This window comes from Nostoc sp. DSM 114159, from assembly GCF_053470285.1.
On the sequence record NZ_JBPFEH010000001.1, the window covers coordinates 2,078,722 to 2,101,332 of the forward strand.

The following is a 22,611-nucleotide window of genomic DNA, read 5'->3' on the forward strand; positions in this document are numbered from 1 at the left end:
TATTGCCTATTCCCTTTCCCCCATCCCCTACGTTCCCGTCTCAGTCCACTGGCTCAGACGGAAAATCACGAATTCTGCCGGCTTCACCACTGCTAGGCCAATCTCTGTGACAACTTGACCCAAATCACGCACTTCTGGGGGGTTGGTTTCGGCATCACATTTCACATAAAAAGCTTCTTGGGGTGTTATGCCAAACAATGCACCTTTGCGCCACTCTATCAATAAAAAAGCACTGATATTGCGGCGGATTTTTGCCCAGAGTTCGGGTGTATTGGGTTCAAAAACTGTCCATTGAGTCCCTTTATCAATGGAATCTCGCAGGTAACTAAAGTGCCGACGAATATTGACGTATTTGAACTCTGTATTTGCATCTCCGCCCAAGGTACGCGCACCCCAAACGCGGATATTCCCGTTTAATTTGCGAATAACGTTAATTCCATCGGGATTAAGCCCATCTTGTTTGGCTTTGCTGAGATTATATTTTAAATCTAAGGCTCCCAAAATAGTTTCATTGGCAGGGGCTTTGTGTACTCCCCTTTGTCCATCAACCCTTGCATAAACTCCTGCAATATGACCGCTTGGGGGAATATAAATATTGCTATTACTTGCAGGATCGAAAACTTGAATCCACGGGAAATACAAGGCTGCATAGGCAGAGTTGAAGGGTTTAAGGGTATTTACAACTCCTGTGCTGCTCAAGTCAATGGTATCTAAACTATCGAGAATCGCAATGCGATCGCCTAGTTTTTCCGCATGATCTTTAATATCATCTCTAAAGGCTAAATTTCCTGGTGCAGCAATAATAGTGATTTCATCAATAGCTTCAAACGCATCTAAAACACCAGCAAGTTTATTTTCTTCAGATATCCAGGTGACATAACAACGAGTTCCACCATTTCTGAAAAAACCATAAACTGCATGAGCTAAGGTGTTTTGCCCTTGGGTATCGCCAGTAGGTGGTAAAAAATCACCAAAGAATTTCTTAAATTCACTAAAGTTTGTGATTAATTTAATTTCCCCTTCTTGAGCGATGTTAGGATCGTTGGGAATTACTATTACAGGTAGTTGAACTTGGTAATATCCGGTAATTTTCTCCCCTGAAGTAATCGCATCTTTAAATTTTACAGTTGCAGATTTTTCGGCATCGTTATTGATAATAGGGTTTGTATCATCTAAATTAACAGGACTGCCACCAACGAAGAAGGCATAAGTCCCTACTGTGGTTACTAGTGGATAATCTCCTGATAATAAGGAATAATTTTTTTGGTTTCCACCTTGACCTTCACCAATTTCAACTGGATTTGTAGGGCTACCTACAGACTTAATTGAGGTGTTGTTAATATTAGTTGATGACCAAGCATTGGCTTTAATCGTGCCAATAAAAGCAGCAATACTGGTTCCAACTCCGACAATTGGAGCAGAACCGGAAGCTATTTCTTCGACGTAAACACCTGGGGAAAGATAGGTTGGCATTTAATTAGCTCCTTGATATAAGTAAGAAGGCAAATAGGGAATAGGCAAGAGGCAATAGGGAGTAGGGAGTAGGGAGTAGGCAATAGGCAATAGGCAATAGGTATAAGGGTTTTAGAGGATGTTTATTTTTCCTCATATAGTTGATTATTATGCCTATTTACTTATCCTAAAAAAAATGAGTATTTATTTGGTTTTTAGAGCAAAATTCTGCTCTGCAATTACTTGACCGCGTTGAATATTCAGTGACTGGGAAACTTGTTGATAACCTGTTGCAGAGACAATTAGGGTGATGTTACGCTGACCTAGTTTTGGTGATTCTAATCCGATTAAGCGATAATTGCCTTGTTGGTCGCTAATGGTAGTATCTCCACTATCTTGAATCTGGACTTTGGCATTTGCGATCAACTTTTTTGGATCGTTTGCATCAGTAATTTTTCCTTTAATTCCCGTAGGTAAAAGCACAATATCCGCCATCGTTGTGGAAATTTTGCCATTGATAGGGGAAGATACTTGAACTTTTGTTCTGACTTCGTTGTATCGAGTTAGGCTGGTAGGTAACGATGCTTCTAAAAGATATTCCCCAAGGGGTAAATTAGTAAAGTAAAAATAACCATCATTGCTGGTAATTTTGCGGTCAGGTCGCTCAGGCATTTTTTCCCATTTTGAACCGTATTGCAGTGCTTTTAGAGATAAAATAGCTCGGAATTTTTCTGGCATCTCAATAATTGCAACTATTGCACCAGAAATATTCTTTTGGGTTTCTCCTTGCAAAACTTTACCTGCGATCGCTATTTGTTGGTTAACTATAGATAGTTCGAGCATCGCTACTCCTGAAACTAAGAGTTTGGTTGATGAACTCCCACCAGTCCCGCTTCTTCACCTGCTTCATCCACAGGAACGGAGATGGTGACAGTACAATGCAAGACAACCTTGGGTCTAGTTCCTTCTTTCCCCCCCATTGCTTGCCAAAATTCACCAAAACTTTGTAAGTTACTGGGACGTAAACTAATTAGTCTTAAAGGAAGTTCTTGTGCTTCTAAGTTATCTGCAATCAAGGTTTCGGGGAGTTTTCGATGTCGCAGCAATACCTTCATCACTGCTCCTAAAAGCTGATGTTCTGTCTGGATATCCTCTTCATTTTGTGGCCAAGCAGTAATTAGATATGAACAATCTACCCTAGCTGGGGGACGTTTTCTAATTGCTCTGCCATTAGTTTGGCGTTCCACTGACCAAGCACTGCTGCGTAACTCTAGATTTTCCTGCACATCATAAAGAAATAAATTAATCGCTGGTTTTTGTTTAATTGCTCCTTGGTAAGGCGTAACAAAACTGATAAATACCTCTGTGTCTCCTGAAGGAACATCAGGTGGAAGTTCTCGCTTCAGTAGCAATTCTAAGGTAGTGTCTAGACCATCTAACATAATCTAAACAATGTTCGTTTTATGACACTGTTCATTTTGAAAGCTGATGAAAGAAAATAACTTATAGTTGAAAATAATACAACCAGTTACTAGCTTTATGAATAAAATATACATGAGTTATTGTCAATATTCTTGTAACTATTAGTAATATTTGCAAAAATTGCAATTTAGGAAAAGTCTGCTAAAATCGATTGATTAAATTTAGAATAAGGAACTTAACGTTGCAGAATCTTGCTGTGGCGCTCAATACTGGGTTGAGCTTTGCTCCGTGTTTGATAATACTAATGTAATAATTTATTCTACTAATACTATATATAATAAATACACATATTTTATGAGTCGCATAAATACTTAAGTATGTCTAATCATTATTTTTTATAGCAATCCCTAACCGAATACCGGAGATAAACTATGTACCGAAAACAAATATCTCAAAAAGCTTCACCCTCGCTGCCGTCAACGCCAATAAGTAAAGAGATTGCCCCTAGTCACAGTTATGGATCTGGATCGTTGTCTTCAGTTGTACAGAGAGTGCAACAAGATCCAAATAGCGTGAGTGGGGATGAGAGACAGGAGTTAGAGAGTGCGATCGGTACAAGGTCAACACGAGAGATTTTGGCGGGAAAGCAAACGCCGTGGATACCTGAATTCCAAGGGATTTCTGCCCAGCTTTGGGGTAATTCTGGTCAAGTTGGAGTACCAATACAGGCGAAGCTGACAATAGGGGAAGCGGGGGATAAGTATGAACAAGAAGCGGATCGAGTAGCCAAGGATGTGGTGCAGCAGATTAACACACCACAAACGAATGCACTACCAAAGGCAGATTCAACACTGGTACAAGAAAAATTGCAACGGAAACAGTTACCAGAAATGGTGCAGCGTCAAGAAGCTATTTCTGGGGGTGAAGCATCAACAGATTTGGAATCAGCCATTAATAGTGCAAGGGGAAGTGGACAAACTTTAGATGACAGTCTGCAACAGTCGATGGGACAGGCGATGGGGGCAGATTTTAGTGGCGTGCGCGTGCATACAGATGCTCAGGCAGACCAGTTGAATCAATCGATTCAGGCGAAGGCGTTTACCACAGGTCAAGATGTATTCTTTCGGCAAGGGGAATATCAGCCAGAGAGTCAAGGGGGACAGGAGTTGATTGCTCATGAATTGACCCATGTGAAACAGCAAGGTGACGAATCGATCAACCAATGCGCTGGAAACTTAGTTCAAAGAATGAAACAAGTTAAGAAAGATAGGTTTCTTGGAGTTTTATTCGAGCTGGAAGATAACGAAGCTGAACCACAAGACAATGAAGAATACACTTACGAATTCGACGACGAACTATCAGACCAGGGAAAGAAGCTATATTGGCGTAGGCCAGCACCAAAACCCGTAGAACTAGATCCAGAGGAAGTTGCAAAATCCAAAAAGAAAAGTAAGATAGCAGAACTTACAAAACCAAAACCAGAACTATTTAACGAAGAATCTGGAGGTGCTAAGGAAGGTACATTTGAATATGTAGCAAATTATCTTTTTGCAGAAGTTTGTAAAGCAGATTCCGAAACTGCTCAAAAAATTTGGTCTGATGTATGGAAAGTAGATGATAGCCAAGATGAACCAAAACTTGTACCAGCACAAGAGGAGATTCCTGACCAGACGAAGAAGGAACTATTAAACCGCATGATCGAGAAAGGCTTAGATACAAGCTGGCAGAAGCAACCTATTGAAAATATCATGCAGTTAGAAGTGAAAAATCAAAAACCTGCTTCTTCTATGGCTATACACCAAATAGATCAGAACATGCTGGACTCTCAAGGAGATGTTCTTTTTAGTAGTAGACCTTGGTTAAAATCACAAACTTTAGGAGTGGGATTCCACACTACGGATGGCGATTCGTCCAAAGTTCTTCAGAGTAGAAATCAAGGAGGTTGGGGAGGAATTACGCGTCCCATCACTGCCCCATTCTTCCAAAAACGATATGCATTAGATCAACAGTGGAATCCTTTAAACCAATGGTTAAGTGATAAAGGCCCAGCTTTCCGAAAGGGTATTAAGGATAATGAACTTTTATCGACTGTGAGTGTAGCAACTAGCTTGCATGCTTGTGTCAAGTTCCCTTTAGCAAATAAAAATAGAACACATACAAAAGAAAATAATCGTGTCCAACATGAATCATTCAAGATGACAGCATATGTTTATGCAGTTATTGTTAAAGACGGATATGCGACATTTACCAAACAAGATAATCCATTCCCTGAAATCGCCACAGGAGACATCGCTATTCAAGATATTATCGGTTATGCCAAAATAACACGTTGGCATGATTATCATAAAAAGGAAAACAACCAACAGGAAAATACAGACAACCCAGATGACTCATCATTCTATTATGAAGTTGATAATTTTGTAGAAAATCCTTTAGGACTGACGGACGAAGAAGTAGCTATACAACAAGAACTTGTAAAAAAGGCGAAGGAAGCGATCGTCAAAGAACAGGAACGAGCAAAGAATGGCAAATATACTCCAAAAGAGAACTAACTAGTAGTGCGATCGCCCCTTTTGTAGGGTGTGCTAACAGATATGACACTAACCCAACATATCGCAATGCAGTCTAACAGTTACGCATACCCTAGCCATCACTAGTTAAGTCTGTTCCACTTCTCTATGTCATTCCAATTATCAGCCGTGAATTCGATAGCAGCAGGAGAAAAAACATTTACTAGACCCATGTTTCCAGAAACAGAAATTACTCCCGATTTAAATGGGTTGCAACCTCTACTACTGCGATTAGATTGGCTGATTCAAACAGCTATTTCTACTGTGCAATCAAACCAAAAACCCGGAGGAGAATTAGAGGTTTCATGGTTACAAAAAACCGAAATATTATCAGAGCAAGCATCAATTACAATTCGGTCTGATTCGCTCTTAGCATGGTTGCAAAAAACTTTTAGCTTATCTGCTTTTGACTTGGATATACTAGCGATCGCTCTTGCACCAGAATTAGATCGTCACTATGAAAAGGTTTATGCTTATCTCCAAGATGATATGAGCAACAAAAGACCTACAGTAGATATGGTCTTAAACTTGCTCTGTTCTAGCGTTCCTGAAAAGCTATCACGACGTAAGCATTTTACTACTAACTCACCCCTAATTTACCATCGTCTGCTCCATCTCTGTCCAGAACCTCATCAGCAGCAATCTACACTTCTTTCTCATCGTCTAATACTCGATTCCCAAGTGGTGAGGTTGCTATTACATCAACCGGGGTTAGATTCCCGACTCATTTCTTGTTGTCAACTACTAGAACCAAGCATATATTTCGATACTTTATATCTCAAGGCAGATGTACAGACAGCACTAGAAGCTTTGTTGAGAGAAGACTGGCAGAAACAACAACCCCAACTACTCTATTTTCAAGGAAATGATGCCTGCGGCGGGCTGCGCCTACGCACAGGTAAACACCGCACCGCCCAAATTCTTGCTAAAGCTTTGGAAGTTCCCTTGTTAGTTGCCGATATAGCAAAGATGGTAGAAGATAAAGCCAACTTTGAGGAAAAACTGCAACTTTTATGGCGAGAAGCCTGGTTTTTTAATCGTTTGCTGTATATCGATAACTTCGATATTCTCTACCTTCAAGAGCATCAAATTCTTTATCAATCCTTTCTCAGACAATTAGAAAAAAATATAGGTATTACTATTCTCTCAGGAGTGCAAAATTGGATACCCACAGCGACGGGTGCAATCGGATTAATTACAGTTCCTTTTACAATTCCCGAATCTAGTCAACGCCGAGAATGTTGGCAAATTCACCTAAAAGCAGCCCATATAACTCTTGAAGATAGAGAGTTAGATGTGTTGTGCGATCGCTTTCTTCTGACCCCAGACCAAATTGCCGATGCTGTCGCCACTGCCTATAATACTGCCCGTTGGCAACAAATTGACTCAATTAAAGAAAAACCATTACCGTCATTTTTAAACTTATGTAGTGCAGCTCGCGCTCAATCGGGTCACGATTTAGCAACTCTCGCCCGTAAAATCGAACCGAAATATACCTGGGATGATATTGTATTGCACTCCAACCAAATAACACAACTACAAGATATTTGCAAAGAAGCAGAATACCGCAATTTAGTACATCAAAAATGGGGTTTTGCAGATAAATTATCTTTAGGAAAAGGTCTAAATGTTCTGTTTTCTGGATCTTCCGGTACAGGTAAAACTATGGCAGCAGAGGTGATTGCCCATCAACTGCAATTAGACCTTTACAAAATTGATTTATCTCAAATAGTTAGTAAATACATCGGCGAGACGGAGAAAAATATCAATCGCATTTTTACTGCTGCAACCAATTCTAATGCCATCCTTTTTTTTGATGAAGCTGATGCCTTGTTTGGCAAACGTTCTGAGGTGCAAGATGCCCGCGATCGCTACGCAAATATCGAAGTAGGTTATCTGTTGCAAAAAATGGAAGAGTATGAAGGTATTGCAATTTTAACTACAAATCTCCGTAGCAATATAGACGAAGCTTTTGAGCGGCGACTCCGATTTATTATTGAGTTTCTCTTACCAGATACAAAAAATCGTCACCTAATTTGGCAGAAAATTTTCCCAAAAAATGCTCCCTGTAGCCCCAATCTTGATTTAGAATTATTGGCACAAAATTTTGAGATTACAGGGGCTAATATTCGCTATATTGCGCTGACAGCAGCTTTTTTAGCAGCAGATGATGGGGGAGTAATTGAGATGGTACATTTAATTCGAGCGCTGCGTCGGGAGTATCAGAAAATGGGACAAGTTCTCAGGGATAAAGATTTAGGTCAATATGTAGATTTGCGTTGACTCCACTAGAACACAAAGCAAACACATCTAATTTGCAGTCACGATTCTTCAAATAAGCGAGCGCCCTGATGTAAACGTTCCGCAATTTGATAAGTTTGTCCTTGAGGGTGGCCGCCGAGATACGTGCAAAATGGGACACGTTGTAAAGTTTTGTAAAGAAACCAGGTTGAAAGCATTGATTTTAGGTTCAGTCGAGCCAGAAATTTTGGAAGCGATATCGCTCGATAGTTCTGTGTAGCGAATAGTGTGTTGAATATTCTTGGTAAGGATTCAGGTGGAACCTAGTTGACAAAGGAGACAAGAGTGCGAGAGCATCACTGTCATGAGCCAAAAGACAGTAAAAGCCATTCCAGAAGAAGAACTAAACCAATTGTCAAAGGAACAGTTGGTAGAAATTATTAAGGCGTTGCAAGAGGAAGTAGCAAGGCTCAAACAAAGCTTAAAAATTGACAGTAAAACTTCATCGTAAACAATCAGGAGCGATTACGGCTATAGTGAATTTCTGCGCTTGAGCAATCACAGTCAATTACTTTATATTTAAAAAAGCAAATTTACCATTAATACCGTTTGCTTCCATCTTTAATTGGGCGACATAAAACTGTTTTTGAACTACATCACCTTCTGGTGTAAAAGCAATTTCACCTAAAGGAGTTTGATAAGTTAATCTCAGTAATTCCTTGTTCAACTCTTGACGCAACTCAGGTAAAGTTAAATTCTTAATTCTACTTTTTTTGTCTAAAGATTGCAATGCTTCTACATATACTTGTAAAGCAGCAAAAGCTTGTGCGCTAACTTGGGGTGGCTCTCGATGATATTGCTCAACATAAGCTTTACGAAAAGCAGTGTTAATTTCATTTTTGTATTCAGGACTATAAGCTTGAGCAATAATTACACCATCACAAAGCATCCTGCAAACTGAAAATATATGAGAAGTATTAAATCCATTTCCGCCAATAATTAAGCCTCGATAACCAAGTTCCCGTACTTGTTTGACTAAATTACCTCCATCCACAGCTAATCCAGATATAATTATTAAATCTGGTTTTAAATTAATAGCACTACTGGCTTGCGCTTGAAAGTCGGTATCTGTAGTTTGAAACTTTTGGACTGTGACTAAATTTAATCCTAAATCTTTCACTGTTTTTTGAAAAATTTCGGTTTCCGATTTATTAAAGGCATCATTTTGTGCATAGAACACAGCCACCCTTTTGATTTGAGGATTTTGTTTAAGCGCTGCTTTGACTGCGTAAGGAGCGACGACTGCAACAGATGAAGAAACACGAGCGATATAATCACCAATCTCAGGAATGCCTTTAGCAGTATTTGATGCACCAATCACTGGAACCTGATTGCGTTCTGCTATCGGGTCAGCACTAAATGCCTGTTGTGACAGAGTAGGGCCAATAATACCAACAACCTTATTTTGATTAATTAAACTGCCAAAGGCATTAATTGCTCCAACCTCATCGCCACCAGTATCTTGAAATATTAACTCGATTGGTTTACCATTAATCCCATCTTTGTTATTAAAATACTTCTGGGCAATTTTAACTCCATCAGTTCCCTCTTGACCTAGTAGTGCTACATTACTGGTTTGAGCAAAAGCGATCCCAATAGGAACAGTATTAGCTGCACTTGTTACTACTGCGGAATTATTTGCTGGAGTTAATCTAACGTTGCTACTTTTACTACAAGCTGCGATCAGCATCCAGCAAATAAATAATAATGCTGTATTACGTGATATCCCAAACCAGAGTTTAACAGTGAGCGTGCTTTTCATAGATGCTCGATTATAATCTTTGAAGAATATTAGGGATTTTGAGATATTGTTCTTATATAGTACTTGTAAGCTGTTCAGCATACAAACTTCTTCTCTCTTCGCGGCAGTTACTTATTTTCTTCCAAGGAAACGAGCGCAGCTCAGAAAATAGAACCGAGTCGCCCCTCTGCTGAGTTGATAACTGAAAATTCAGTTTCGGGTGTAGAAGTCAAAACAGTTCATGAAGGTATTTATTTCGCCGTATCTGTACTAAATTCTGAAAAATGTTCGCATGAGGCGATTGTAGCGAGGTCAAATCTGCGACCGGGGCGTATGCAGAAACTCAAGGTTGCGGCGAATTCGGGGCAGAATCCGGGCTTTGACTTCTTGCGGAAATGCAGAGATTATGATCCGGCACTTGTGATAACGATCAAGAAACTGCTAGCTAAATTTCCCCAGGGGGGAATTGCAATTGCAGACGGAGTATTGATTAACTTTAAGAGTTAATGCTAAAAGGTAATTGAACGTGGATTTATTGGTTAGAGAAGTTGAACTTAACGATGCTGAAGCTATTGTCAGCATTTTGAATCCAATTATTGAGGCTGGAGTATACACAGCGTTTGATACACCCTTGACTGTCGAGGCTGAACGTGATTATATTTTACACTTTCCAATACGTGGAGTATTCCATGTAGCTCTGTGTTATCACGAGCAAAAGGTTGTAGGATTTCAAAGTATGGAACCATTTGCTAACTACACCCATGCCTTTGATCGTGTGGGAGTGCTAGGAACTTATGTTGATCTGTCATATCGACGCCAAAAAGTAGGTACAAGTTTATTTAATGCTACGTTTGAGCTTGCGCGTCAGCGTGGGTACGAAAAACTGCTTACTTATATTCGTGCAGATAATATGGCGGCATTAGCTACTTACCAAAAGCTTGGTTTTGGAATTATTGGTACAGCGAAAAGACAAGCCAAAATTAACAGCAGATATATAGACGAAATCATTGTTGAAAAATTTTTGTAGAGATTACAGATGGACACTCATGAATTGCTATGGCAATGCTGCTCGCTTTGTGCATTTTTAACTCGGAATTGGGTTTGGGAAAAAGGTTACTGGGTCTAGGTTGAAAGTTTTTTCTTTCCCATTTTCCCCAAAACCCGACCAGTATTGGGTGAAGTGGGATGAGCAACGCAATTGCCCTTCATTGCAGTACCAGAGTGCGATCGCTGATTTTGAAGGAGGCGTTGCGAACGAGGATTGGGATAAAATCACCGGAAGCTGTGTTTGTGGCTGCTTGTAAGGAGGGGAAGAAAGCGGAAGCACAACAGGCCAAATCTACTGCGATTGCTTGGTTTGAGTGGGCGAAGAAACAGCGAATTGTGATTGCAATGTCTGGTGAGATTGTGTACACGCGCTTTAAGTGAAGCGGTGGCGTTGACCGAGACGATCCAGCGGTTTGGGATGCAAGGGTAGAGTTTTGTGTCTGCCTAAAATTTTAAATAGTCGAGTAAGGCGATCGCTGCTCGTTCTCAGTGAAGCTGATAAATTTGTGCAAAAAAATCAATACTTTTCTAAGATGCAAAAGAGTGCTTTGGGAAGGGGATCGATTATCCCATGATAGACCGTTTGTTTAGCCAAACGCAGATGAAATCGTTCTTTGAATATCTGCCCAATCTCCTCTGGGCTAAAGCGGTAAGGCCCTTGTTCTCTTGTTTCCTCTTGAGAGAAGCATTTCAGTAACAGGTAGCACTTAGGCTTTAATAAGCTTGCGACTGTTTGGACGTAAGTACCATAGCTTTGGGGTGGCAGAACATGGAAGCATCCTCTGTCGAGAATCAAATCGAAAGATTGTTGCAAACGACTGTTGAGAATATCATCTTGTTTAAACGAAATTTCTAATCCCTTTTGGTTTGCCTTTGCTGCCGCCTGACGAATGGCCCCCTCTGACAAATCTGTTCCCATCGTCTGAAATCCTCGTTCGGCTAGGGCAAGCGCCTGAGTTCCGGGCCCTGTTCCCAAATCCAGCACTGAACCATTGCTCACCTCAAGGGTAAGGAGCGCTTCTTCGACATCTGGATCTAAGCTAGGGTTGAACCAAGGCATGGTTTCAACGGCTTGTTCTTGATAGAGCGTTTCCCAGTTCGGAAATTCTCGTTCGGTCATCATTAGTTACCCTTTCTATTGAATAGGTGAATATAATAGCTACAATGTCTTGTAAAAACTCAAGTGATTAAAGTCAGCGAAATTGCTTTATGCTTTTGGCATGGTAGAGTCAATCGACTTACGTTGATGCAATAGCTCAAACCATTGGCTCAATTTAGGATACTCTTGCTGCCAATTATGGCCAAATCTGAGGCTGTAGTAACCCAACCCTGATATAGCTGCAACATCAACAGCACTCATAGTTTCATTGAATAGGTAGGCTGAGTTAGTCAACTTTTGCTCAAAAACACCTAAAAGGCGATTAATGCTGGACTGATATTTAGCTTGGGTGGCAAAATCGGCTTGATTTCCTTTACGGGTTTCGTACCACAATCCCACAACATTATCTATCAAATTGTCTGCTAACTCTTCCCCCTGACGACAGCACAAACGCTCAACGCGCGAACCTGGATAGAAACTCGGCTCAGGATAAGTTTCGTCTAGATACTCCACAATCAGCGTTGAATCCCAAAAAACGAGACCATTTTCATCTACCAATACTGGAACTTTCCCAATGGGAGATAAACTCAGAAATTCTCTTGATTTATTGTTAATGTCTATTTCTTTAGGTTCGTAAGGTAGCTGTTTCTCTGCCAGGACAATTCTCACTTTCCGAGCGTAAGGTGAACGCTGTGCATAGTATAAAATTCGCGCCATATCACTGCTATAAATTCAGTTCAATTTCAATACCATTGCCAATTTACGAGGCTTTAAAGCCCGTAGAAACGGCATGAATACGTCCCAAAGAAGTAAGCTTGGCAAAAATCTGATTTAATAAAATAGGCTCAGGCATTTCCGGAAGCATTTTTAAGATTTCATTAACATATCGAAAACCACGGTAGTGAGCCTTAAGGTCAATAATGCCGGAACCGGGATTGTGGTGACGAAAATCAGCGAGAAGATGGTGGGATAAATTAACCATGAAGAATGCGTGTTTTAGCAGCATTAGTCACAGCAGTTTGTCCCAGGTTCATAAAATCTTCCAATCCCCAGAACTGCTTGGCATCACGAAAATTAAACACGAGAGTGGAAACGGAGTTTGTAGTAGTCGATTATCTTCTCATATGAAAACTTTAGGTCACTAGAAAATAGAATTACATGACTACGAGCATTAGTTTTAAGATTTGTTTTGACTACAGTAACTATATTTAGTGCTTGAGCAAATTCCTTTCGAAGTATTCAAAATTCAAAATTCAAGCATTTTAGAACTTCTGCCCCTCTGCCTCTCTGCCTAATGCCAATACCCAACGCTAGTTTTTTGGACATTGCTTAATATACATTGTTTTGATAGGAATACCGGAGTTTTATGAAAACTTCTTGCTTACTTAAATGGAATATGTGATACTCTAAAAACTATAAACAAAGCACGGTAATTCGATAGAACTACCGTAGTTTAAAAGGACAAGACTCATGCAGCTACTATGGTTCATCCCAACCCACGGCGACGGACGTTACCTTGCAACTGCTACAGGTGGAAGAGCAGTAAGCTTTCCTTATCTGCGGCAGATTGCCCAAGCGGTGGATGACCTTGGTTATACAGGGGCATTGCTGCCTACAGGCCGCTCTTGCGAAGATGCTTGGATTGTAGCGTCAACCTTGGTATCACTGACGCGACAGATGCGTTTTTTAGTAGCGATTCGTCCCGGCTTGGTATCACCTGGAGTAGCGGCGCGGATGGCGGCGACTTTCGATCGCCTCTCTGGGGGACGCTTGCTGATTAATGTCGTGACCGGTGGCGATCCCGTGGAGTTAGCGGGAGATGGCTTGCATTTGGATCACGATCGCCGCTATGAATTAACAGATGAATTTTTGACAGTATGGCGAGCGATCGCTAGTGGCGAACAAGCCAATCTCCAAGGCGACTATCTTAACATTCAGGATGGGAAACTGCTGTTTCCACCTGTTCAAAAGCCATATCCGCCCTTATGGTTTGGCGGTTCCTCTCCTGTTGCTCAAAAAATTGCTGCCAAGCACGTAGATGTCTATCTAACTTGGGGCGAACCACCAGCGCAAGTAGCCGAGAAGATTGCAGCAGTTCGCAGACTTGCAGAAATACAAGGCCGGACTTTGCGGTTTGGAATTCGCCTACATGTGATTGTGCGCGAAACTGAGAGTGAAGCTTGGGATGCAGCGAATCAATTGATTAAGTATGTGGATGATGAGGCGATCGCCAAAGCCCAAAAAGCTTATGCCCGGATGGATTCAGTTGGACAACAGCGAATGACTCAATTACACCACGGTAATCGTGAGGCATTAGAGATTAGCCCGAACCTGTGGGCGGGAGTCGGTTTAGTGCGGGGTGGTGCGGGAACAGCCTTAGTCGGCGATCCTCAAACCGTAGCTGCCAGGATATTAGAATATGCTGATTTAGGTATTGAGTCCTTTATCCTCTCTGGCTATCCCCACCTAGAAGAAGCTTATCGAGTTGCAGAACTTCTATTTCCCCATTTGCCATTAGATAATTTACCCGCAGTGGAGAAGCAACACGTCTTAAGTCCATTCGGCGAGATTGTGGCAAATGAAGATTTCCCTAAGCAGCAACATCAGGAGAAAGCCACATCCATATCCTAGTAAAGTTTAGGGTATTGGGCATTGGTTATTTCCCATTCCCCATTCCGATTAATGCATAGGAGTTTAATTGAATGACAAATATTTTAGCGATCGCAGGTAGTCCAACACATCCATCTAGAACCTATGGTGTTGTCGAATATACTGCCCAGCTTTTACAACAAGAAGGCTTGCATGTAGATATTATTTCAGTTCGAGATTTACCTGCTGAAGATTTAGTTTTTGGACGATACGACAGCCCTGCTTTAGAACAGCCAAAAGCTTTATTAGCAAAGGCAGATGGTGTGATTATTGCCACCCCAATCTACAAAGCTGCTTACACAGGAGTGCTAAAAACATTTCTAGATTTGCTGCCACAAAAATCATTAACAGGTAAACCCGTGTTACCAATTGCTTTGGGTGGAACCATCGCTCATTTATTGGCAATTGAATATGCTCTAAAACCTGTGTTATCTGAATTAGGAGCGCGGCATATCCTCGCTACAGTTTATGCAGTAGACAAACAAATTCAACGCCAACCCGATAACAGCGTCTTGTTAGATGAGGAAATTGACCAAAGACTCAAAGACGTTCTTAAGGAATTTGTGAAAGCTGTAGAATATGATGCCGCAGCGCCTCAAGAATTGGTTCATGCCAATTAAATAATTAAGTTTATACCTCCGTTTGCTTGTAGCAGAGGGGTAAAATTTACCCATCTGTTACTTTTTTTCAAGTTAATCAGAGCCATATAACTTTACTTTCAGAAATGACACTTTTATTGCAATATTCAAATTATTTATAGATTACGCTCATACTTATCTGCCAACTTCTATAGTCTATTAAACTAACACCGCTATAATTTATTATTTTTTCTATAAAATATCTTGTATATATGCAAATTGTCTCCTAACTCTACCTATAGTAGATGAGTGAAATTTACTCATCTACTACTTTCTCCACTTAAATTTCAAACTTTATCAACAATTTCACAAAATTATAGGTTGGATAAGGCTAATACCTTACAGGATGTTTTAAAAGTATTTTTGGTAACATCTAAGTCTTAGAAACCTAACCCCCCTAGTCCCCCAACACTCACAAGATAATGGGGGTTTCAAAGCCTCTATGCGCTTGGCTAACGGCAGGCTGACGCCAACGGGGAGAGGAATGGAAGCGGGGTTTATAGTATACTTTGCGACTTTTCAAACAACCTCTTACAGCAGTTTCATATATTTGAATTCCACCTGTCGTAGGGGCGCAACCAGCTGTAAGAATTGCTTTTCATATTAAAGCCACGTGTATTAATGACAATGCACTTTTTTGGTCAGGTTAGCCAGTAAATTAGAAGTAGGGCGTAAAAAAATAAACTCAATGAAAGCGATGTCTAACGACAAGCCGCAAGGCGTCTGCGCTTCTGAACTTGCATCTATCGTCGGTGAAGAAAATGCTATTTGCCTTTGGGAAAATATCGAATTCAGTCAGCAAAAACGTATCCAACAAGCTATAGCTTCTGGAAATTCACCCAGTTGTATTGTCTATCCCCGCAGCCAAGAACAGCTAGCCGCAGTCATGACCGCGGCTCACGCCAATAACTGGCGCGTACTTCCCTGTGGTAGTGGCAGTAAACTTAGCTGGGGTGGTTTAGCAAAAAGCATTGATGTTGTAGTTAGTACAGAACGCATCAACCAACTGATTGAACACGCTGTTGGTGATTTGACTGTCACAGTCGAAGCTGGGATGAAGTTCTCCGATTTGCAAGCACTTTTGGCAAAATCGCGGCAATTTCTTGCTCTTGACCCCACAGCACCAGAGTCAGCAACCATTGGCGGTATTGTTGCCACAGGTGATACAGGTTCTCTGCGGCAACGTTATGGCAGTGTACGCGACCAGTTACTAGGTATTACCTTTGTCCGTGCTGATGGAGAAATCGCCAAAGCTGGGGGAAGAGTAGTTAAAAATGTTGCCGGATATGACTTGATGAAGTTGCTTACCGGGTCTTATGGCACATTAGGCTTTATTAGTCAATTAACTTTTCGCCTGTATCCGCTAGCCGAGGCATCGGGGACGGTGGTACTAACTGGGAAAGCTGAGGCTGTATCTCAAGCGGCTGATATCCTTCGAGGTTCGGCGTTAACACCAGTTCAGGCTGATTTGCTATCAACTAAATTGGTGTCTAGTTTAGGATTGGGTGAAGGACTGGGATTAATTGCTCGGTTTCAAAGTATTAGTGAGAGTGTTAAGGAACAATCAAACCGAGTTTTGGAAGTTGGACAAAAGTTAGGGTTAAATGGGGCAATTTTTACCGATAGTGATGAAGCTAATCTATGGCAGAGATTGCAAGAACGAATACATACTACTGCTACAGAATCGGTAATTAGCTGCAAAATAGGAGTATTACCTACTGCTGCTGTGGGGATTTTGACTCAAGTGGAGTTGGGTTTAATTCATATTAGTAGTGGTTTAGGTTTGTTACAATTAGAGAGTAAAAATCAAGTTTTGAAAATCCGCGATCGCTTAGGCTTTGCTAGAAGCAATCCCACTCAAGCGAGTAGTGGTTTTTTAACAATTCTGTCAGCACCAGTTGCGGTTAAAGAACAAATAGATGTTTGGGGTTATACGGGTAATGCTTTACCGTTAATGCGCCGTATTAAGGAACAGTTTGATAGTAAGCATATTTTAAGTCCTGGTCGGTTTGTGGGTGGAATTTAAGAAAAGAACCGCTAAGACACAGAGAACGCTGAGATAGAGAGGGGAAAAAGAGAATATATGCAAGTTTCAAAAAATTCTGTTAATAATACGGCTAGTTTAAAGAATTTGAAGGGCTTTGATGAGAGTCATCCACCCGATCCGAAGTTAATTGATAGTTGTGTACATTGTGGATTTTGTCTTTCGACTTGTCCTAGTTATCGGGTGCTGGGAAAGGAGATGGATTCTCCTAGAGGACGCGTCTATTTAATGGATGCAATTAATGAGGGTGAAATTGCTCTCAATACCGCAACAGTAGAACATTTTGATTCTTGTTTGGGGTGTCTTGCTTGTGTGAGTACTTGTCCTTCTGGTGTGCAGTATGACAAGTTAATTGCTGCAACTCGTCATCAAGTTGAACGAAATTATCCCCGCAGTTTACCAGATCGATTTTTTCGCCAATTGATATTTTCTCTGTTTCCCTATCCCAATCTTTTACGGGTTTTATTAGTTCCGTTGTTAGCTTATCAAAAATTAGGATTTGCTAAGTTATTTCGGGCTACGGGTTTCCTGAATAAAATATCGCCCCGTTTAGCAGCAATGGAATCAATTCTGCCAGAAATTACTCTCAAATCTTTTCAAGATAATTTGCCTACTGTGATTCCTGCTAAAGGTGAAAAGCGGTATCGAGTCGGGGTAATTTTGGGTTGCGTTCAACGGCTGTTTTTCTCACCTGTGAATGAAGCGACAGTGCGCGTTTTAACAGCGAATGGTTGTGAAGTTGTGATTCCCAAATCTCAAGGTTGTTGTGCGGCGCTTCCCGAACACCAAGGACAAACAGAACAAGCGAAAGCTTTAGCAAGACAGATGATTGATAGTTTTGCCAAAACAGATGTAGATTTCGTAATTATCAATGCTGCTGGTTGCGGTCATACTTTAAAAGAGTACGGTCATATTTTAGAAGATGACCCAGAATATCGGGAAAAGGCAAAGGATTTTGCCGCTAAAGTTAGAGATGCTCAAGAATTTTTGGCAACTGTTGGGTTAACAGCGAAACTTTCACCGTTGACTGATAAACCATTGAATTTAGTTTATCAAGATGCTTGTCATTTATTGCACGGACAAAAGATTAGCGTCCAACCGCGTCAGGTGTTGCGACAAATTCCAGGGGTGAAGTTGAGAGAACCAATAGATGCAGCTTTATGTTGTGGCAGTGCCGGAGTTTATAATATGCTGCAACCAGAAGTTTCTGAAGAATTGGGTCGGCAAAAAGTAGAGAATTTATTGAATACTGGTGCTGAGTTAATTGCTTCTGCTAATCCGGGATGTACTTTGCAAATTACCAAGCATTTACAGTTGCAAGGTAAGAAGATATCAGTTATTCACCCGATGGAGTTGTTAGATTATTCGATTCGCGGTGAGAAGTTAAAATTGTAGACATTTTTTGTAGAATAGACACTTGTCATTGATTTTAAAGCAAAGAGCCAAAGCTACTTTTTTACTGTCCTCCTCGCTTGCCTACCGTGTATACATAAGTCAAATTACCCCTCTTAATCCCCGCGATGTATTGGGGCGAAACAGGAATCTTGTTCCCTCCCCAATACATACGGGGAGGGTTAGGGTGGGGTAATTCGAGGACTGGTAGTGATTCGACATGAGTTCGATGAACCTCTCCCGGACAACCTCCCTCTCCCACGGGTCAAGGGAGGAGCAACGAGAAATTACGGTTTTGGCTCCCCTCTCCGTGTCCAAGAGGGGTTGGGGGAGAGGTCAAAAAAGGTCTTGTCGAACTCACGTTCAATTAATCTTAGCGTTCGCAATCCCTGCTCAGTTTCTCATGTTTCATATCTAGCAAGCTTTTCGGCGTTTTCCAACCGTCGAACTCACGTTACATCTAGCGTCCTAACCGTAATGGCGATTGCTATAAAACCAGGGCAGAAGTTGGTGATTGACAACGCTACCTTTCACAAAGGTGGACGCATTGACCAATTGGTGCAGGCTGCTGGTTGTGAAGTCTGGTACTTGCCACCTTACTCTCCTGATTTAAATAAAATTGAGCGGTGCTGGTCTTGGCTAAAAAGTCGTATCCGCAAGCAACTCGAGTACTTCCCTACCTTGCGAGCGGCGATGGAGCATGTTCTGAGTTTAGTGTCCTAACCAACCTGACGATTGCTATAACTCAACTACAAAATCGGGGCAGATATTAGCAAACGTTCCTTTTTGTGCCGAAGTCAGCGCCTGCCATCGTTTTCCACTCACCCAGGAGGCATCGGGGGAGCGAGTTGCACCATTGGTTAAAATGAAGCCTGTAGAAGAGTCAAAGACCTTACCGGGTTCGCCTGCATTACGCCACCACAAATACAATTCGCCAGAAATACTGCAATTTCGCTCTCCAGTTTCCCAGCCTGTTGGTGGGTTCACTATTAATTCTCCTTGTGCGGTTCTTTCCAGTCTCAAGTCTCGGTTGGCTGCGGCTAAAGCAGCAAACTGTTCTTGAGTAACATACAGCCCAATGGACTTAGGCAACTCAATCAATAGGGTTTCGGTTTCTGGAGTGGCGGGTGTTTGTACCATCTTGACCTCAAGGATTCGTTTAGGAGGCAGGAGGTAGGGGGTAGGGGGCAGGGGGCAGGGGGCAGGGGGCAGGGGGCAGGAGTTAGAAGGAAGCTCTTTATGTTTGATGAATCAGTCCTGCTTGTACTTCACTTACTTGCAATCTGCTGTAATTATAAGCGATCGCCATCTCAACTCTTACCCCTTTCTCCTCTTATGGGATGATGAAGTAAACTGATTTGCCATGCCATCATCAGCTATGAAACAAAAGTCAGCCGAGGTTTTTCATGGCATTAGAAGGGGTAATTTTAGATATTGATGGCACGCTGGTTATCAGCAATGATGCTCATGCAAATTCCTGGGTAGAGGCATTTGCAGGTTATGATTTGGAAGTGCCATTTGAAACAGTTAGACCACTCATGGGTATGGGTGGAGATCAATTAATTCCTAAAGTAGTGCCAGAATTAAATGGTGAAGAAGGAACTGGCAAAGCGAATCGCTCAACTACGCAAAAAACTATTATTTGACAAATATATACCGCAAATTACTGCTGCTCCTGGTAGCAGAAACTTAATATTAAAGATGCAAAAATCGGGATTGCATCTGGTTGTCGCTAGTTCAGCCAGTTCTGAAGAACTTGAGATCATGCTGAAAATTGCCCAAGTAGATGATTTGCTAACGGAAGTAACTACATCTGATGATGCTGAAGCATCTAAACCTGCTCCTGACATTGTAGAAGCTGCCTTGAACAAAGGGCAAATAACCCCAGAAAAAGTCGTGATGCTAGGAGATTCGCCCTATGATATTGAGTCTGCCGCCAAAGCAGGAGTAGGTGTAATTGCTTTGCGTTGCGGTGGCTTTAGCGATGAAGAACTATCGCAAGCGATCGCAATTTACAACGATCCAGAAGATTTACTCCAGCAGTATGACTCTTCTATTCTGGGTGCAAATGCTTAAATACTAAAAGGGTACTAAAAGGGTAGGCGATCGCACTCGATTCATTAACAAAGCTGTGCAATATTATACTAGTCAAAAAGCCTTAGAGCCATCCTACGGGCGCGACTTGATTTGGAGTTGGTGAAGTTTTGAGGCGATAAGCTAATCGGCACGTAAGTTGCATAATAAGAAGATGAAGCCGTTCAAAAGCAAGTATGCCACCAGCAGCCAAAAACTTTTTAACGCCAGAACAAATCACCAAGCTACAGGAAGCTCTAAAAGAAAGTGACTTACCACACGTTAGAGAAAGAATTTTAATTATACTGCTACAGAATGATGGAAAACCACAACACGAGATTGCTAAATTTTTAGGTTGTTCGCACAGAACAGTAGCATATTGGTGTATGCATGGAGATCCCGATGATTTAGAAACTTTACATAATAAAAGAGAATACGAACATTATCGAAAAGCCACCCCTGAATATGTTGAACTGTTATTAAAAACTGTTGATACAGAACCATCGACGTTAGGGTATGAATTTGGGAAATGGACGGCAGAGCGACTAGCTACATATTTAACCGAAAAAACAGGAATTGATTTAAGTAGTTCTCAAGTTAGGAGGATATTAAAGAGAAAAAAGTATAGTTATATCTGGTCTAAATATGACCTGGAAGATAAACAAAACCCAATCGAAAGAGCCAAGTTCAAGGAGAAACTTGCTCAATATCTATCAATCGCACGAGAGCAGCCAGAGCGTTTACAGGTATGGTTTTGGGACGAGAGTGGTTTTAGTCTACGTGTGATTCGACGCAAGAATTGGGGTAAAAAAGGAAAGCGCAAGAATGTTCCAGGGCAACGACGTTGTGGAGGTGTCAATGTGATGGGAGCAATCCGAGAATTAGACCGAAAACGGGTATGCTTCTTCGTCAAAAAAGGTAATGCAGATATTTTTTACGAGCAATTAGAACAATTAAATGAATTAATCAAACAGGAGTGGGTAAATCAAGGTAACTGTTCTGAAAATTTTGCTAAGTATGGGCCAAAAATTATTTTGATTTTAGATAATGCTAGTTTTCATAAACGCAAAGATGTTCTAGCTAAAATATCTAAACAGTTTCCGAATTTTGTTTTAGAGTTCTTGCCATCTTACAGCCCTGATTACAACATTATCGAGTTAGTCTGGCACTCATGTAAGGAATATATTGCTCATCGGTTATTTAAATCAGTAGATGAGTTAAAATCACTACTAGATAAGTTGTTGAATCAAGGCGAGTTAGTCATTAAGTGGCATCGGAAAATCAAAAACAAAGGTAATGTCAGTTATATTGCAGCTTAAATGCCGATTAGCTTATCTGGTGAAAAGCTACTTTGCATCTGCGCTTCCCACTTTTCTAGAAGACGCGATTAATCGCGTCTCTAACCTTTGGCTCAGACCTTAGTGTAATTATTGATTATATTAGCTAAATCTGGCACTGCTTCTTCTACGTGCTTTTTGGCTGAACCGCGAAGTTTTTCATAGGTTCCTCGCACAATTTGGCGGGTTGAGTTCTTGACTCTCGCATCGGTAACACTCAGTAGCGCGTCTGCTGTATCAGAGCGATTCGTACTCAGATATTCAACTGGATCGCCTTTCTCTACGCCTCTACTCCAGATGGGATCGAGAGCTGTAAAGCATTGCGGTAATATTTGCTCAACGACATAGGGAATATACCCTGGCTTAATCCCTTTCAAAGCAGCAAAGGCAGTTTTCAAAGCGATGCCGCTCATGCCTGACTTGGATGCAAGCTGTCTTTCAATCATGTTGCAACAATCATCTACGACCATAGCCTTTTTGGTCGGGTTCAAAAGTCCCTCGCTAAGTCCCATTTCACTCTTCCTTATCTAAGTACTTAATTCTATTCGGCTAATTTTTTAGCAAGCAGGAAATTACAGAAAATGGTATCAGAGTTAGAGGATGTTGTGGATAAGCTGATACGCTTTTAAACTGCATAGTTGAGAAGAAGCAAGGGGGCATTGGGCATTGGGCATTGGGCATTGGGCATTGGGCATTGGGCATTGGGCATTGGGCATTGGGTATTGGGCATTGGGCATGGAGAAGAGACAAGGTAGACAAGGAAGAGGGGGGAGACTTGGGAGAGAGTTGTTCAATAATTCCCCCTTGTCCCCTTGTCCCCTTGTCCCCTCACTCCCTCACTCCCTC

18 protein-coding genes and 4 pseudogenes are annotated in these 22,611 nt (G+C 41.3%); 13 read left to right on the top strand and 9 right to left on the bottom strand.

The features are described from left to right. Nucleotides 1-27 precede the first annotated feature (27 nt). The 3 genes from ACR5KR_RS08410 to ACR5KR_RS08420 all read right to left on the bottom strand — a co-directional run bounded on the left by ACR5KR_RS08410 (nt 28) and on the right by ACR5KR_RS08420 (nt 2,894). Nucleotides 28-1,473: a phage tail sheath family protein gene (locus ACR5KR_RS08410; protein ID WP_448266156.1), complete on the bottom strand. Its 1,446-nt coding sequence runs from the start codon at nt 1,471-1,473 to the stop codon at nt 28-30. A 183-nt stretch (nt 1,474-1,656) separates the two neighbouring features. After that, nucleotides 1,657-2,295, bottom strand: a complete 639-nt coding sequence (locus tag ACR5KR_RS08415) for a carboxypeptidase regulatory-like domain-containing protein (protein ID WP_448266158.1) — start codon at nt 2,293-2,295, stop codon at nt 1,657-1,659. 14 nt (nt 2,296-2,309) lie between these two features. Beyond that, on the bottom strand, nt 2,310-2,894 hold the full coding sequence (locus ACR5KR_RS08420) for a DUF4255 domain-containing protein (protein ID WP_445626951.1): 585 nt from the start codon (nt 2,892-2,894) through the stop codon (nt 2,310-2,312). A 411-nt stretch (nt 2,895-3,305) separates the two neighbouring features. Here ACR5KR_RS08420 and ACR5KR_RS08425 point away from each other — a divergent pair, with 411 nt between their 5' ends. The 3 genes and pseudogenes from ACR5KR_RS08425 to ACR5KR_RS08435 all read left to right on the top strand — a co-directional run. After that, nucleotides 3,306-5,426, top strand: a complete 2,121-nt coding sequence (locus ACR5KR_RS08425) for an eCIS core domain-containing protein (RefSeq protein WP_448266159.1) — start codon at nt 3,306-3,308, stop codon at nt 5,424-5,426. A 189-nt stretch (nt 5,427-5,615) separates the two neighbouring features. Next, the gene (locus tag ACR5KR_RS08430; protein WP_445632150.1) at nt 5,616-7,727 is read left to right on the top strand and encodes an ATP-binding protein; all 2,112 of its coding nucleotides are present in this window, start codon (nt 5,616-5,618) and stop codon (nt 7,725-7,727) included. 322 nt (nt 7,728-8,049) lie between these two features. After that, nucleotides 8,050-8,193 (top strand): annotated as a pseudogene (locus ACR5KR_RS08435) (DUF1192 family protein); the annotation flags it as partial. Between the two features lie 60 nt (nt 8,194-8,253). Here ACR5KR_RS08435 and ACR5KR_RS08440 read toward each other — a convergent pair. Then, nucleotides 8,254-9,507, bottom strand: coding sequence for an ABC transporter substrate-binding protein (locus ACR5KR_RS08440; RefSeq protein ID WP_448266160.1), 1,254 nt, complete (start codon nt 9,505-9,507; stop codon nt 8,254-8,256). 505 nt (nt 9,508-10,012) lie between these two features. Here ACR5KR_RS08440 and ACR5KR_RS08445 point away from each other — a divergent pair. Both ACR5KR_RS08445 and ACR5KR_RS08450 read left to right on the top strand, forming a co-directional pair. Beyond that, on the top strand, nt 10,013-10,513 hold the full coding sequence (locus tag ACR5KR_RS08445; protein WP_448266161.1) for an N-acetyltransferase family protein: 501 nt from the start codon (nt 10,013-10,015) through the stop codon (nt 10,511-10,513). A 158-nt stretch (nt 10,514-10,671) separates the two neighbouring features. Next, nucleotides 10,672-10,914, top strand: coding sequence for a hypothetical protein (locus ACR5KR_RS08450; protein ID WP_445626947.1), 243 nt, complete (start codon nt 10,672-10,674; stop codon nt 10,912-10,914). 136 nt (nt 10,915-11,050) lie between these two features. Here ACR5KR_RS08450 and ACR5KR_RS08455 read toward each other — a convergent pair whose 3' ends face one another. From ACR5KR_RS08455 to ACR5KR_RS08465, 3 genes and pseudogenes are all read right to left on the bottom strand, one after another. Continuing rightward, nucleotides 11,051-11,656 (bottom strand): class I SAM-dependent methyltransferase, encoded by a 606-nt coding sequence (locus ACR5KR_RS08455; RefSeq protein WP_448266162.1) that lies wholly within the window; start codon nt 11,654-11,656, stop codon nt 11,051-11,053. An 84-nt stretch (nt 11,657-11,740) separates the two neighbouring features. Further along, on the bottom strand, nt 11,741-12,349 hold the full coding sequence (locus ACR5KR_RS08460) for a glutathione S-transferase family protein (protein WP_445626945.1): 609 nt from the start codon (nt 12,347-12,349) through the stop codon (nt 11,741-11,743). Between the two features lie 43 nt (nt 12,350-12,392). Further along, nucleotides 12,393-12,871, bottom strand: a pseudogene (locus ACR5KR_RS08465) (IS4 family transposase); the annotation flags it as partial. Nucleotides 12,872-13,102: 231 nt separating this feature from the next. Here ACR5KR_RS08465 and ssuD point away from each other — a divergent pair. From ssuD to ACR5KR_RS08490, 5 genes and pseudogenes are all read left to right on the top strand, one after another. Next, entirely contained in the window at nt 13,103-14,263 is a 1,161-nt protein-coding gene (ssuD, locus tag ACR5KR_RS08470) for an FMNH2-dependent alkanesulfonate monooxygenase (protein ID WP_448266163.1), read from the top strand. Nucleotides 14,264-14,334: 71 nt separating this feature from the next. Beyond that, entirely contained in the window at nt 14,335-14,901 is a 567-nt protein-coding gene (ssuE, locus tag ACR5KR_RS08475; protein ID WP_448266164.1) for an NADPH-dependent FMN reductase, read from the top strand. 706 nt (nt 14,902-15,607) lie between these two features. Further along, nucleotides 15,608-16,945, top strand: coding sequence for an FAD-binding oxidoreductase (locus tag ACR5KR_RS08480; protein WP_448266165.1), 1,338 nt, complete (start codon nt 15,608-15,610; stop codon nt 16,943-16,945). Between the two features lie 57 nt (nt 16,946-17,002). Then, nucleotides 17,003-18,358: a (Fe-S)-binding protein gene (locus ACR5KR_RS08485; protein ID WP_448266166.1), complete on the top strand. Its 1,356-nt coding sequence runs from the start codon at nt 17,003-17,005 to the stop codon at nt 18,356-18,358. Nucleotides 18,359-18,844: 486 nt separating this feature from the next. Further along, a pseudogene (locus tag ACR5KR_RS08490) lies at nt 18,845-19,078 on the top strand (transposase); the annotation flags it as partial. An 18-nt stretch (nt 19,079-19,096) separates the two neighbouring features. Here the strand turns inward: ACR5KR_RS08490 and ACR5KR_RS08495 are convergent. Further along, a pseudogene (locus ACR5KR_RS08495) lies at nt 19,097-19,495 on the bottom strand (Uma2 family endonuclease); the annotation flags it as partial. A 266-nt stretch (nt 19,496-19,761) separates the two neighbouring features. On the opposite strand from ACR5KR_RS08495, the gene ACR5KR_RS08500 reads away from it, so the two are divergent. The 3 genes from ACR5KR_RS08500 to ACR5KR_RS08510 all read left to right on the top strand — a co-directional run bounded on the left by ACR5KR_RS08500 (nt 19,762) and on the right by ACR5KR_RS08510 (nt 21,747). Further along, on the top strand, nt 19,762-20,001 hold the full coding sequence (locus ACR5KR_RS08500) for an HAD family hydrolase (protein WP_448266167.1): 240 nt from the start codon (nt 19,762-19,764) through the stop codon (nt 19,999-20,001). Further along, the gene (locus ACR5KR_RS08505) at nt 19,943-20,431 is read left to right on the top strand and encodes an HAD family hydrolase (protein ID WP_448266168.1); all 489 of its coding nucleotides are present in this window, start codon (nt 19,943-19,945) and stop codon (nt 20,429-20,431) included. The genes ACR5KR_RS08500 and ACR5KR_RS08505 overlap by 59 nt, the downstream gene beginning before the upstream one ends. 194 nt (nt 20,432-20,625) lie before the next feature. Next, nucleotides 20,626-21,747, top strand: a complete 1,122-nt coding sequence (locus ACR5KR_RS08510) for an IS630 family transposase (RefSeq protein WP_448266169.1) — start codon at nt 20,626-20,628, stop codon at nt 21,745-21,747. Between the two features lie 92 nt (nt 21,748-21,839). On the opposite strand, the gene ACR5KR_RS08515 is transcribed toward ACR5KR_RS08510, so the two are convergent. After that, nucleotides 21,840-22,277, bottom strand: coding sequence for a DUF6918 family protein (locus ACR5KR_RS08515; protein ID WP_448266170.1), 438 nt, complete (start codon nt 22,275-22,277; stop codon nt 21,840-21,842). Nucleotides 22,278-22,611 lie beyond the last annotated feature (334 nt).

Coding starts and splice junctions, on each gene's coding strand:
- ACR5KR_RS08430 (WP_445632150.1), top strand. CDS start 5,616: ATGTTTCCAGAAACAGAAATTACTCCCGATTTAAATGGGTTGCAACCT.
- ssuD (WP_448266163.1), top strand. CDS start 13,103: ATGCAGCTACTATGGTTCATCCCAACCCACGGCGACGGACGTTACCTT.
- ACR5KR_RS08480 (WP_448266165.1), top strand. CDS start 15,608: ATGAAAGCGATGTCTAACGACAAGCCGCAAGGCGTCTGCGCTTCTGAA.
- ACR5KR_RS08410 (WP_448266156.1), bottom strand. CDS start 1,473: ATGCCAACCTATCTTTCCCCAGGTGTTTACGTCGAAGAAATAGCTTCC.
- ACR5KR_RS08450 (WP_445626947.1), top strand. CDS start 10,672: ATGAGCAACGCAATTGCCCTTCATTGCAGTACCAGAGTGCGATCGCTG.
- ssuE (WP_448266164.1), top strand. CDS start 14,335: ATGACAAATATTTTAGCGATCGCAGGTAGTCCAACACATCCATCTAGA.
- ACR5KR_RS08425 (WP_448266159.1), top strand. CDS start 3,306: ATGTACCGAAAACAAATATCTCAAAAAGCTTCACCCTCGCTGCCGTCA.
- ACR5KR_RS08505 (WP_448266168.1), top strand. CDS start 19,943: ATGGTGAAGAAGGAACTGGCAAAGCGAATCGCTCAACTACGCAAAAAA.
- ACR5KR_RS08500 (WP_448266167.1), top strand. CDS start 19,762: ATGGCATTAGAAGGGGTAATTTTAGATATTGATGGCACGCTGGTTATC.
- ACR5KR_RS08455 (WP_448266162.1), bottom strand. CDS start 11,656: ATGATGACCGAACGAGAATTTCCGAACTGGGAAACGCTCTATCAAGAA.
- ACR5KR_RS08415 (WP_448266158.1), bottom strand. CDS start 2,295: ATGCTCGAACTATCTATAGTTAACCAACAAATAGCGATCGCAGGTAAA.
- ACR5KR_RS08515 (WP_448266170.1), bottom strand. CDS start 22,277: ATGGGACTTAGCGAGGGACTTTTGAACCCGACCAAAAAGGCTATGGTC.
- ACR5KR_RS08420 (WP_445626951.1), bottom strand. CDS start 2,894: ATGTTAGATGGTCTAGACACTACCTTAGAATTGCTACTGAAGCGAGAA.
- ACR5KR_RS08460 (WP_445626945.1), bottom strand. CDS start 12,349: ATGGCGCGAATTTTATACTATGCACAGCGTTCACCTTACGCTCGGAAA.
- ACR5KR_RS08510 (WP_448266169.1), top strand. CDS start 20,626: ATGCCACCAGCAGCCAAAAACTTTTTAACGCCAGAACAAATCACCAAG.
- ACR5KR_RS08485 (WP_448266166.1), top strand. CDS start 17,003: ATGCAAGTTTCAAAAAATTCTGTTAATAATACGGCTAGTTTAAAGAAT.
- ACR5KR_RS08440 (WP_448266160.1), bottom strand. CDS start 9,507: ATGAAAAGCACGCTCACTGTTAAACTCTGGTTTGGGATATCACGTAAT.